The organism is Tissierella sp. P1, from assembly GCF_002266425.1.
In the GTDB taxonomy this organism is placed as follows: Bacteria; Bacillota; Clostridia; order Tissierellales; family Tissierellaceae; genus Tissierella; species Tissierella carlieri.
In genome coordinates, this window is sequence record NZ_NPMN01000001.1 from 29,037 (window position 1) to 40,592 (window position 11,556).

15 protein-coding genes are annotated in these 11,556 nt (G+C 31.7%); 7 read left to right on the forward strand and 8 right to left on the reverse strand.

Features of this window, described 5'->3' with window-relative positions; translation table 11 throughout:
- Positions 1-105 precede the first annotated feature (105 nt).
- The 8 genes from CIW83_RS00140 to CIW83_RS00170 all read right to left on the reverse strand — a co-directional run bounded on the left by CIW83_RS00140 (position 106) and on the right by CIW83_RS00170 (position 6,199).
- Positions 106-1,281, reverse strand: coding sequence for a cell wall metabolism sensor histidine kinase WalK (locus tag CIW83_RS00140; RefSeq protein ID WP_094898666.1), 1,176 nt, complete (start codon positions 1,279-1,281; stop codon positions 106-108).
- 3 nt (positions 1,282-1,284) lie between these two features.
- Complete coding sequence (locus tag CIW83_RS00145) at positions 1,285-1,962, reverse strand: response regulator transcription factor (protein WP_094898667.1); 678 nt, start codon at positions 1,960-1,962, stop codon at positions 1,285-1,287.
- A 173-nt stretch (positions 1,963-2,135) separates the two neighbouring features.
- Positions 2,136-2,801, reverse strand: coding sequence for a phosphate signaling complex protein PhoU (gene phoU, locus CIW83_RS00150; RefSeq protein ID WP_094898668.1), 666 nt, complete (start codon positions 2,799-2,801; stop codon positions 2,136-2,138).
- 39 nt (positions 2,802-2,840) lie between these two features.
- Positions 2,841-3,608, reverse strand: coding sequence for a phosphate ABC transporter ATP-binding protein PstB (gene pstB / locus CIW83_RS00155; protein ID WP_094898669.1), 768 nt, complete (start codon positions 3,606-3,608; stop codon positions 2,841-2,843).
- Positions 3,601-4,080: a PstA family ABC transporter permease gene (locus tag CIW83_RS23450; RefSeq protein ID WP_235601178.1), complete on the reverse strand. Its 480-nt coding sequence runs from the start codon at positions 4,078-4,080 to the stop codon at positions 3,601-3,603. Before CIW83_RS23450 ends, pstB begins: the two co-directional genes overlap by 8 nt.
- Before the next feature lie 17 nt (positions 4,081-4,097).
- On the reverse strand, positions 4,098-4,427 hold the full coding sequence (locus CIW83_RS23455) for a hypothetical protein (RefSeq protein ID WP_235601179.1): 330 nt from the start codon (positions 4,425-4,427) through the stop codon (positions 4,098-4,100).
- Positions 4,428-5,285, reverse strand: a complete 858-nt coding sequence (gene pstC / locus CIW83_RS00165; RefSeq protein ID WP_094898670.1) for a phosphate ABC transporter permease subunit PstC — start codon at positions 5,283-5,285, stop codon at positions 4,428-4,430.
- 11 nt (positions 5,286-5,296) lie between these two features.
- Positions 5,297-6,199 (reverse strand): substrate-binding domain-containing protein, encoded by a 903-nt coding sequence (locus CIW83_RS00170; protein ID WP_094898671.1) that lies wholly within the window; start codon positions 6,197-6,199, stop codon positions 5,297-5,299.
- 222 nt (positions 6,200-6,421) lie between these two features.
- On the opposite strand from CIW83_RS00170, the gene rpsF reads away from it, so the two are divergent.
- From rpsF to rplI, 7 genes are all read left to right on the forward strand, one after another.
- On the forward strand, positions 6,422-6,703 hold the full coding sequence (gene rpsF / locus CIW83_RS00175) for a 30S ribosomal protein S6 (RefSeq protein ID WP_094898672.1): 282 nt from the start codon (positions 6,422-6,424) through the stop codon (positions 6,701-6,703).
- A gap of 20 nt (positions 6,704-6,723) precedes the next feature.
- A complete protein-coding gene (locus CIW83_RS00180; protein ID WP_094898673.1) occupies positions 6,724-7,155 on the forward strand; it encodes a single-stranded DNA-binding protein in 432 nt (143 codons plus the stop codon).
- 15 nt (positions 7,156-7,170) lie between these two features.
- Positions 7,171-7,395, forward strand: coding sequence for a 30S ribosomal protein S18 (gene rpsR / locus CIW83_RS00185; protein ID WP_094898674.1), 225 nt, complete (start codon positions 7,171-7,173; stop codon positions 7,393-7,395).
- A gap of 409 nt (positions 7,396-7,804) precedes the next feature.
- Positions 7,805-8,125: a MazG-like family protein gene (locus CIW83_RS00190; RefSeq protein WP_094898675.1), complete on the forward strand. Its 321-nt coding sequence runs from the start codon at positions 7,805-7,807 to the stop codon at positions 8,123-8,125.
- 11 nt (positions 8,126-8,136) lie between these two features.
- Positions 8,137-9,093, forward strand: coding sequence for a DUF2232 domain-containing protein (locus CIW83_RS00195; protein WP_094898676.1), 957 nt, complete (start codon positions 8,137-8,139; stop codon positions 9,091-9,093).
- A gap of 138 nt (positions 9,094-9,231) precedes the next feature.
- On the forward strand, positions 9,232-11,103 hold the full coding sequence (locus CIW83_RS00200; RefSeq protein WP_235601180.1) for a DHH family phosphoesterase: 1,872 nt from the start codon (positions 9,232-9,234) through the stop codon (positions 11,101-11,103).
- On the forward strand, positions 11,100-11,546 hold the full coding sequence (gene rplI / locus CIW83_RS00205; protein ID WP_094898677.1) for a 50S ribosomal protein L9: 447 nt from the start codon (positions 11,100-11,102) through the stop codon (positions 11,544-11,546). The genes CIW83_RS00200 and rplI overlap by 4 nt, the downstream gene beginning before the upstream one ends.
- Positions 11,547-11,556 lie beyond the last annotated feature (10 nt).

Below are 11,556 nucleotides of genomic sequence, written 5' to 3' on the forward strand. Positions count from 1 at the left end.
CCATAAATTTTAAATTAGAAGATTAATAAATAAAGATAAAACCTTCGTTTTACTTAGAGAGATAAACTTTAAGGAATGAAGGTTTTATTAATTTGATATTAACAATTAAACATCAACCTTAGGCAGTCTTATTTCTATAGTAGTTCCTTTACCTTCAATACTCGAAAGAGATAGTTGACCATCATGGTATTCTACAGTATGTCTAACTATGGATAAGCCAAGGCCAGTACCATTTACCTTTTTTGATCGAGATTTATCTACTCTATAAAATCTTTCAAATATTCTATTTTGATGCTCAGAAGGAATACCTATACCAGTATCACTAACTTTAATAACTCCCCATATATTATCGGAAGATATCTGTACATCTACTTTACCATTGGGTTTATTATATTTTATAGCATTATCCACTAGATTAAAGACCAAGTCTTCAATCATTCTCTGGTTTCCTTTAATCAATGTATTTTCTCCAGTTACATTTAGAGATATATTTTTTTCCCTTGAATTAATTTCTAGATTGGAGCACACAAATTGTGCTATAGAAAATAAGTCTATTGAAGAAATTTCTCTTTTAATAGATACATCATCGAGTTGAGATAGTTTAATAATAGAATCTATGAGCCCTAAAAGCCTATTACCTTCTTTTCGGATAATTGCAGCAGATTTTTGAATATCGTCTCCTTTAGCCATTCCAGTTTCTATCATTTCTGCAAAGCCGTTAATAGAAGTGAGAGGAGTTTTTAATTCATGTGATACATTAGCAGTGAATTCCCTTCGTATTTTTTCTGCTTCTTTTAGACTCTCAATATAATGTTCAATTTCCTTTTTCTGTATTTCAATAGTTCTAACGAAGGGCTCCAGTTCTTCATATATTGTAGCCTCCTTAACATTTTCCCCAGATAATATACTCTCTATATTATGAGAGGCTAGTTGTATAGGCTTAATTATCTTTGATGTTAAAATAGATGAGATAATATATAAAAATATTAAGATAAATACTAAGAGTCCTGCCATGGCAGGTAATATACCTATGAAAACATATTTTATATCTTGTATAGGTCTAGATATTCTGACTATCTTATTATCTACTTTCAAATCATAAAAAGAAGAGGAATGTTTCTCTGGTGGTACAGAATTAGATTCATAGACATGGATATCGATACTACTTCTAATATCCTTTGGATTATAATATCCGTAGAATAAAAAGACTAAGACAATGGAAGTGATAACTGCCGTTATGGTAGCTATAGCTGCCAAATTATAATATATTTTTTTATCCAAGTCCTAACCCCCTATCTTATATCCTACATTTCTTATGGTTTGAATAATTTTACCAGCATCACCAAGTTTTAATCTTAAAGTTCTAATATGAACATCTACAGTCCTGCTTTCGCCTTCAAAATCAGTTTCCCATACTTCACTCATTATTTTATCCCGAGATAAAACAATATTTTTATTTTTTAATAAATAATGTAGAAGTTCAAATTCTTTAAAGGTTAAATTTACCTCCTTTTCATTTACTGTTACAATTCGTCTTTTTTCATCTAAACAAAGATTACCTATAGATATTAAACTTTGTTTATCTTCTAATCTAATACTACGACGAAGAACAGCATTAACTCTAGATATTAATTCCATTACTCCAAAAGGTTTGGAAATATAATCATCAGCTCCCATATCAAGACCCTTTACCTTATCATACTCGCTGGTTTTTGCAGTGAGCATAACTATGGGTATATCTTTAGTACTATTATTTCTTCTTATATTGGCAAGTACAGCATATCCATCTTCGCTGGGTAGCATTATATCGAGTACAATCAAATCTGGAAGTTTAAATTGGAGTTCATTATATAAATCATCAGCACATTCAAAACCTTTAGCTTCAAATCCATTATTTTTTAATGCATAAATAACTAATTCTCTAATACTTTCATCATCTTCAACACAGTAAATTGTCTTCATAAAATCACCCCTTCATACAATGCAAAATGCACAATTCACAGTTCACAATCAATTGGTACAATTCAATTATATCATTAAACATAATATAAGATATATTATAAAACCAAAGAAGAGTAAGATTTCTTCTTTGGTTTAACTTTTCTAATTCATAATTTTAAATTTATAGCCAAATGTCACTTAGGTAATTCAAAATTTCTCACATAATGTTCTCCAGTAATAGAATAATAAACCCATTCTGCAATATTTTCTGCGTGATCTCCGATTCTTTCTAGGTATTTAGCTATCATAAGTAAATCAACAGCTTGCTCGCCGTTTTCTACACTTTCTCTAATAAGCTCAATTAATTCATTCTTAACAATGTGAAATAACCCATCAACCTCATCATCATAGTCTATAACAGTTTTTACAAGTTCTAAGTCTTTCCTTACAAATGCATCTACACTATCTCTTACCATTTTTATTGTAGCTTTAGCCATTTGAGGAATATGGTTAAGTTTCTTTATATATTTTTGCCCAACAAGTCTTATTGTTATTTCAGAAATATCAGCAGCCTGATCTCCAATTCTTTCCATATCTGTAATCATCTTTAATGCTGATGATATCATTCTTAGATCACTAGCTACAGGCTGTTGCTGTAGCAATAGCTTTAAACATCTTCTTTCAATACTTTTCTCTATATCATCTACTTCTTTATCATTTTCCACAATCCTTCTTGCAAGCTCGGCATCTTGCTCTATAAGAGCGGTAACTGCTGCCTCTATGGAACTTTCAACTATACTACCCATATCTGTAAGTTCTTCATTTAATAAATCTAATTCCTTATCGAACCTACTTCTCATATACATCACCCCTTCTATAATTGATAATAAAAATATATTTTATCCAAATCTTCCAGTTATATAATCTTCAGTACGTTTATCCCTTGGCTTAGAGAATATATCATCAGTAGCTCCAAATTCTATTAATTCTCCTGATAGGAAAAATGCAGTTTTATCTGAAACACGAGTCGCTTGCTGCATATTATGAGTTACCATAACGACAGTATAATTATCTTTTAATTCTTGAACTAAGTCTTCAATCTTAGCAGTAGATATAGGGTCAAGGGCACTAGTGGGCTCATCTAGTAGCAATACCTCTGGATCAACAGCTAAAGCTCTTGCTATACAAATTCTCTGCTGTTGTCCTCCAGATAATTCAAGGGCATTCTTTTTTAATCTATCCTTTACTTCATCCCATATTGCAGCATTAATAAGGCTTTTCTCTACAATTTGGTCAAGAACATTTTTGGATTTTATACCATGTGTGCGAGGACCAAAGGCAATATTATCATATATACTCATAGGAAATGGATTTGGCTTTTGAAAAACCATACCGACACGTTTTCTTAGAAGATTTACATCTATATTTCCATTTCCGTTACCATTACTATATATATTTTTTCCATCTAATAGAACACTTCCTTCTATCCTACATCCCTCAATTAAGTCATTCATTCGATTAAGAGTTTTGAGAAATGTAGATTTGCCACAACCAGATGGTCCAATAAAAGCAGTTATTAAATTTTTCTCTATATTAATATTTATATCTTTAAGAGCGTGAAAGCTCCCATAATATAAATTTAAATTTTCAACTACAATTTTATCCATTTAAATCCCCTTTCGATAATTTTTTAGCTATTAAGGATGATAATCCATTAATTCCTATTACAACAATTAAAAGCACTACAGCAGTTGCATATGCTTGATTAGTATATAATCCTTCACTGGAAAGGGAATACATATGAATTGCTAAAGTCCTACCTGATGAAAATAAATTTTTTGGTATCTGTGGAACTGTACCAGCAGTATATATAAGTGCTGCAGTTTCACCTACAATTCTACCTATTGCAAGGATAATCCCAGCAAGTATTCCAGGCATAGCTGTAGGTAAAACTATTTTGAATATAGTTCTTAATTTACCTGCACCTAGACCAAAGCTTGCTTCACGAAGAGTATTAGGAACTGCTAGGAGGGCTTCCTCCGTTGCTCTAATTATAAGGGGGAGGATCATAATTGCAAGAGTAAAAGCCCCAGCAGCCATTGAAAAACTCCAACCTAAAGTTGTTACAAAGAATAGCAATCCAAATAAACCATATACTATGGAGGAATTCCCGACAATGTCTCTGTTGTTAATCTTATTATCTCAACTAATCTATTGTCACTTTTTGCATATTCAACAAGATAAAATCCAGTGAATATGCCAATAGGACAAGCAATTAATAATGCTAAAAAAGTCATTATAAGAGTAGTGATTATTGCTGGAAATAAAGAAACATTTTCTGTAGTATATTCTAAAGCAAATAGAGAAGGCTTTAGATAAGGAATGCCTTTGATTAATATATAGCCAATTATAATAAACAATATAGAGAAGGTTGCAAAAGCTGAAAATATGACAAGTCCCTTAATTAATTTACTTAATTTATTCAATTAGGCCACCTTCCTTTTAAGAACAGAGAATAATCCATTTATAAGTAGTATGAATACGAATAATACTACCCCAGTTGCGATTAATGCTTCTCTATGAAGTTCAGCTGCATAGCCCATTTCTATTACAATATTAGCAGTTAAAGTACGTACTCCTTTTAATAATCCTTTAGGCATACGAGCTTGATTTCCAGCTACCATAATTACTGCCATGGTTTCTCCTATTGCTCTGCCAATTCCAAGTACTATAGATGAAAGGATTCCAGATTTTGCGGCAGGCAGCATTGCGAAAAATATTGAATATTCATGGGTTGCACCTAAGGCAATAGCCCCTTCATAATAACTGCTAGGTACCGATTTAATAGCTGCTTCTGAAAGCCCTATTATGGTTGGTAAAATCATTATGCCAAGAAGTACAGAAGCTGTTAGTATACTACTTCCTGTACCACCAAATAAATCTCGAGTTAAAGGTACTAAAACAACAAGACCGAAAAATCCATATATTATAGATGGAATTCCAGCCATTAGATTTACTGCAGGTTTTAAGAATTTATAAATCTTCTTTGGACAGAACTTTGCTAGATATATAGCAGTTAAGATTCCAATAGGTACTCCAAGAATTATAGCACCAGACGTCACATAGATGCTTCCCACAATCATAGGAAATATTCCAAATGATGGTGGGATATTTGAAGGAGACCAATCTTTACCAAGTAAGAAATTAAATGCTCCGATTTTTCCAATCGCTGGTATTCCATTGGCAAACATAAAATAACATATTAAAATTACTGATACTATAGAAGCACAAGCGGAGATAAAAAATATTATCTCCATGAGCTTTTCAAAAAATTTTGTTTTCATCTAATCACCCTCTATTTAATGTCGCTCCAGTTAATAAGTTCACCTATAAATATATTTTTTACATTTTCTAAAGACATATCAGCTAAAGTATTTGCTGGATGAGTAATTACTGCGATACCATCTAATGCTATAGCAACATCTTTAAGCTCCGCTTTTTCACTGTCTTTTAAAGCTCTCGAAGCCATTCCTATATCAGCAGTACCATCTATAGCAGCTTGCATACCAGCTGATGAGTCAGATTGTTGTACCTCTATTTGAGCATTTGGATTAATTGCAATATAAGCTTCTCTAAGCTTCTCCATAACTGGAGTAACAGATGAAGAACCAGCTACTACTATCTTACCACTTGGTTTAGAACCGCTATATGGGGCTGCATTATCATCTATAGCTATATAGTTTTTTGAAACAACTTCTTGTCCTTCTTTGCTCATTATAAAATCTATAAAATCCTTAGATACTTCAGAAATTTCACCTTTTGTTGCTATATTAAAAGGTCTGGCTATTTTATAGCTTCCATTTTTGATATTCTCAGTTGTAGGAGCTATACCATCTACATTCAACGCTTTTACTGTATCATTAAGAGAACCTGTTGATACATAGCCTATTGCATATTCGTTTCCAGCAACTGTTGTAAGTACAGTATCTGTTTTCATTTGAGTGATAGCTTCTTTTGTAGTTCTATCAACTTTTTTACCACTGCCATCTTTTTCCTCTACTCCTGTTAACTCTACAAATGCACCTCTAGTACCAGAGCCTTCTTCTCTAGTAACTACTACGATTTCATTTGATGTATCAAATCCATTTTTATTATTATTAGTATTTACATTTTCTCCGCCTTGATTATTTGATTTACATCCTGCAAGAAGTGATGCCACTAAAACAAATGATAATGCTAAAATAACTATCTTTTTCACTTTATTTCCTCCCTTTAATTTCTTTATTTGTTTTCAGTATATAAGGAGAATGTTAAATCTATTGTTATGGTAATGTTAATTCTATGTAAAATCTGGACATAATTATTATATAAAAGGTATTTAAAATTTCTTGCATACTTTATTTATTAATGATATAATACTTTGGTAAATCCTTGCTCTATCTTTAGGATAGGGCCGACAGTCCATAGGGAGGTGAAACATATGAGAAAGTACGAAGCAGTGTTTATCTTTTTACCAAATGAAGAGGAAAAGAGAGTTCAAGTTCTTGACAGATTCAAGGGTATAATTGAAAAGGAAGGAACTATTACAAACATTGATGAGTGGGGAATTAGAAAGCTTGCATATCTAATTGATGATATTGGCGAAGGATACTATATACTTATGAATTTTGAAGGTACACCAGAGGCAATAAAAGAATTAGATAGGGTTGCTAGAATTTCTGACAGCATTATGAGACACATGATCATTAGAGAAGATGAATAATCTAAGGGTAGGTGAGAATATTGAATAATGTTGTATTAATAGGAAGATTGACAAGAGACCCTGAACTAAGGTATATACCTGGAAGTGGTACTGCAGTTGCTAGATTTAGCATAGCAGTTGACAGGGGGCTTTCTAGAGAGAAAAAACAAGAAATGGAATCTAAAAATCAACCTACAGCAGATTTTATCAACATAGTTGTATGGGGTAAACCTGCTGAAAACTGTGCTAATTACTTAGTGAAAGGTAGATTAGTAGGTATTCAAGGCAGAATTCAAACGGGTTCTTATGAAAAAGATGGTGTTAGAAGATATACAACAGATGTTGTAGCTAACAATGTTGAATTCTTAGAATGGGGAGATGCAAATAGATCTCAGAACTTTAATGATACTAGCCTGGATTTTGGCGGTATAGAAGGCTTTCATCCCACTGATAATGATGACATTCCATTCTAGAAGGAGGGTAAGAAGATGCAAAGAAGATTTAAACCAAGAAAAAGAGTTTGTAGCTTTTGTGTAGACAAATCAACTCATATAGATTATAAAGATATAAATAAGCTTAAAAAATATATAACAGAAAGAGGAAAAATTCTTCCTAGAAGAATCTCTGGAAACTGTTCAAAACATCAAAGAGAGCTTACAACAGCTATAAAAAGAGCAAGACAAGTAGCATTATTACCATATAGTGCAGAATAAGAGAGGATACCCTCTCTTTTTTATGACCTAACTTAGCGAACGATAGGTCCTAAGAGACACCACTGAATGATACCCTACGGGGTAAATAGAGGTTGTGAGATTTAGTAGGTCAAACGCACCTACGCTGTCCGTTTTGTCTACAATTCGCTACGCTTATTGGACAAAAAGGCAATGAGCACCAACCTTAATGTAGAATTTCTCATTAGGAGTGTCCGTTAGGACCAAATCTATACGAGCATAGGTCCTATCAGACACTACTGAATTATACTACGGGTAGATAGAGGTAGCGAGTAAATAGATTTGAGTTGTGAAACTGCGGGAAATTTTAAGACTTTTTATTTGACTTATGTCCCCATACTTTGTATTATTTTAATAAGGCCAAAATATAAAATTAAAGGATGGGAATGGGATGAAAAATAAAGACATAGATATTATAAAGAATATGAAAACTGTAGAATGGCTTAAAGCTCAACTACTTACTACTGTTGCTAATCTTTATACTACTTTGGCAAATGGAGAGGAAAATACAAGAGAAAATCTTGAAGATATTATTTCCAATCTTATATTAGAATCTTTACTTTTAGGTAAAAGATTAGGATTAAGTTATGAAGGGATAGAAGCCGCATTAAGAGATAATATTAAACTCAACTTAATAGAGGAGCACAAAATAGAAAGATGGTATGGAGATTTAAGTATATTGCTTGAATTTATTGATCAACATAAAGATTAGAGGTGAAATTTTTGAATAATAATGATAAGATAAAGAAAAGTACTGTTGAGAGTATAGTGGTAATATCTATTATGGCTTTATACATAGTCTATGGAATTCATTTCGTGCCCTTACTAATGTTATTTATCCCGCTGCCATTTGTAGTTTTAGGTGTAAGAAATGGTATATATACCAATATAATAAGCATAATAGCATCATCTTTAATAGTGGGTGCACTCCTTGGATTTTCATCAGCAGCTTCGCTTATTTTAATATTCGCACCGCTGAGCATTGCCATAAACTATTGTATCAACAATAGAAAAAGTGGTTTTGATACCATTTTAATTTCTACTGTAGCATTCTTTCTTTCCTTTTTAATTCTTATGTCTTTTGAAGGAACAATATTAAATCTAAATTTTGTGAAACAATTAGAAGAAAATTTTAGACAGATATTAGCTATGCAAATAGATATGTTGAATGAAATGGGAATGACAAAGTATGAAATTCTTCAAACAGCAGATTTATTGGAAAGTACTTATAAGACAATAATCGTACTGATTCCATCATTAATGGCGATTTTCTCCTTGAGTGTAAGTTATGCTAATTTGTTTTTTTCATCAATAATACTTAGGAAAATGGGATATGGCACTGTTAACCTCCAAAGATTTTCTAGGTTTAAATTACCTAATAATATTATTCCTGGAATTGGAGTAATGCTTTTAACAGCATTTATAATAAAAAAATTAGAGATACAATACCATGAAGCATTGTTATTTAACCTTACGTTTTTAGTTGGTTTTATATTTTTTATCCAAGGATTGGCAGTATTAGATTTCCTTTTAATTAAGGCTAAAATGCGTTTGATATTCAGGATTTTAATCTTATCTTTAAATATCGTATTTATACCTATAAGTAGTATAATATTTTTTATAGGTATATTAGATACAATCTTTGATATAAGAAAAATAAGGAGACCAAAATCCTTATAGGAGGATAAATATGAAAAATAAAAAGATATTTGAATGGCAGGATAGCTATATTTACCTCATAACAATTGGTTTATTAATCATTGTTTTATCATTCTATCAACCATACTTTCTGTAATAGGCATTGTTTTAATAGGTTATTTGATTTTCTATAATATAAGAAGTGTTGGCAGGAGAGAAAAGGAATTTAAAAAGTATGTAGAAGGATTGGGAGATGAATTTGAATCTGCAACCAAACATGCGATATTTAATATGCCTTTTCCTCTAGTTATGTTAGATGAGAATAGAAATATATCTTGGTATAATACGCCTTTTTTAAAGATGATGGGTGAAACAGATTTATTAAACGAAAAAATATCTGATCTAATACCAGGACTTAATTTAGATGGCATATTTAAAGAGAATGATATGAAGCCATTGGATATAAAGTATGGAGAGAAGAATTATAAGGTATATCCAAATCTAGTGGATACAAAAAAAACAAATAGCACCAATAGTATGATAGTAATGCTTTATTGGGTAGATAATACAAGCTTAGTAAGTTTAGAGCAAAGATATAATAGGGAAAAATTAGTAGTAGTATTAGCATATGTAGATAATTATGATGATGTAAAAAACAACACTCCAGAAATAAATAGACCATTAGTAATGGCAGAGATAGATAAAAATATTAACTCTTATTTTGCTAAATATAATGGGATTATAAGGAAATATGAGAACGATAAATATTTTATTATTATAGAAAATAATGGATTTAGAAATATAGAAAGTAAGAAATTTGACATACTTGATCAAATAAGAGAATTGGATTTAGGAAATACAATACCTATTACATTAAGTATGGGGGTTGGAGCAGAAGGGAATAATCCATTTGAATCTTATCAGAAAGCAAGAGCAGCTATAGACATTGCCTTAGGTAGAGGAGGAGATCAAGCTGTAGTTCAGGCTGGAAATCAATTGAGTTTTTATGGTGGAAAAACAAAGGCCATAGAAAAACGAAACAAGGTAAAGTCTAGGGTAATAGGATATGCGCTAAGACAACTTATAGACCAAGCAGATAAAGTATTTGTAATGGGGCATAAAAACCCAGATATGGATTCCTTTGGTGCAGGTATAGGGGTGTTACGTGCGGTGAAGGATAGGAATAAGGAAGGATATTTGATTTTAAGCGGTGAAAATCCTTCTATTAAGAATATTTATGATAAAATGGTAAAGGAAGAGCCTCAAATTTTAGATCAGATAATAACCCCAGAAGAAGGCCTACTATTAGCAAATGATAGCTCTTTGATGGTTGTAGTAGATAACCATAAACCAAGCTTTACAGAAGCACCAGAGATACTAGATATCATATCTAAAGTAGTAGTTATTGATCATCATAGAAGAGGAGTAGAATTTATCAAAGATCCAGTTTTAACGTATTTAGAACCCTATGCATCTTCTACTTGCGAATTAGTTACAGAGGTATTGTCTTATATGAGTGATAAAATTAATTTGACAAAATTTGAAGCAGAGGCATTAATGGCAGGTATTACAGTAGATACGAAGAACTTTAGTTTTCAAACAGGAGTTAGAACCTTTGAGGCAGCTTCTACATTAAAACGGGCAGGAGCAGATACTACAGTAGTAAGACAATTATTTAGAGATGATTATAATACATTTATATATAAGGCAGAAGTAATAAAATCTTCAAAGATTATTTTTGATAAAATAGCTATAGGTAGGCTTGAAGCTCAAATGGAAGATTCACTCCTAATAGCTGCACAAGCTGCGAATGAATTACTTAATATAAATGGTGTTGAGGCTTCATTTGTAATGACTTATGTAAATCATAAACTTCATATTAGCGGAAGGTCTTTAGGAAATATTTCTGTACAATTAATACTTGAAAGCCTTGGCGGTGGAGGTCATCTGACTAGTGCTGGTACTCAATTAGATAATGTAAACATGGATGAAGCGGAAAATATACTTACAGAAACCATAGATAAATTTTTAAGGGAAGGTGAGGAAGAATGAAAGTAATTTTATTAAAGGATGTAAAAGGTTTGGGTAAAGAAGGAGAGTTAGTAAATGCAAAGGATGGCTATGCTAGAAACTTCCTGTTGCCAAAAGGAGATGCAATAGAGGCTACACCAGCTAATCTAAAGAAATGGAAAGAAGAAAAGGCAAAAGAAGAAGAAAGAAAGAAGAATGAGCATAATGAAGCTTTAAAGCTTAAAGAAAAAATAGAAAATATTACAGTAGTAATTCAAGGAAAAGCTGGAGAAGGTGGGAGACTTTTTGGTTCCATTACTTCTAAGGATATAGCTGATGCATTAAAGTCACAACATAAAATAGATATAGATAAAAGAAAAATAGAGCTAAAGGATAATATTAAATCCCTTGGTGTGACCAGTGTAGATGTAAGAGTATATGCTGAGGTGTTAGCAAAATTAAATGTTAGCGTAAAAGAACAATAATGAGGTGGGA

Bases quoted from the DNA above. Each gene is read 5' to 3' on its own strand.
- rpsF (WP_094898672.1), top strand. From the start codon at position 6,422: ATGAGAAAGTACGAAGCAGTGTTTATCTTTTTACCAAATGAAGAGGAA.
- pstC (WP_094898670.1), bottom strand. From the start codon at position 5,285: ATGAAAACAAAATTTTTTGAAAAGCTCATGGAGATAATATTTTTTATC.
- rplI (WP_094898677.1), top strand. From the start codon at position 11,100: ATGAAAGTAATTTTATTAAAGGATGTAAAAGGTTTGGGTAAAGAAGGA.
- CIW83_RS00190 (WP_094898675.1), top strand. From the start codon at position 7,805: ATGAAAAATAAAGACATAGATATTATAAAGAATATGAAAACTGTAGAA.
- CIW83_RS00145 (WP_094898667.1), bottom strand. From the start codon at position 1,962: ATGAAGACAATTTACTGTGTTGAAGATGATGAAAGTATTAGAGAATTA.
- pstB (WP_094898669.1), bottom strand. From the start codon at position 3,608: ATGGATAAAATTGTAGTTGAAAATTTAAATTTATATTATGGGAGCTTT.
- rpsR (WP_094898674.1), top strand. From the start codon at position 7,171: ATGCAAAGAAGATTTAAACCAAGAAAAAGAGTTTGTAGCTTTTGTGTA.
- phoU (WP_094898668.1), bottom strand. From the start codon at position 2,801: ATGAGAAGTAGGTTCGATAAGGAATTAGATTTATTAAATGAAGAACTT.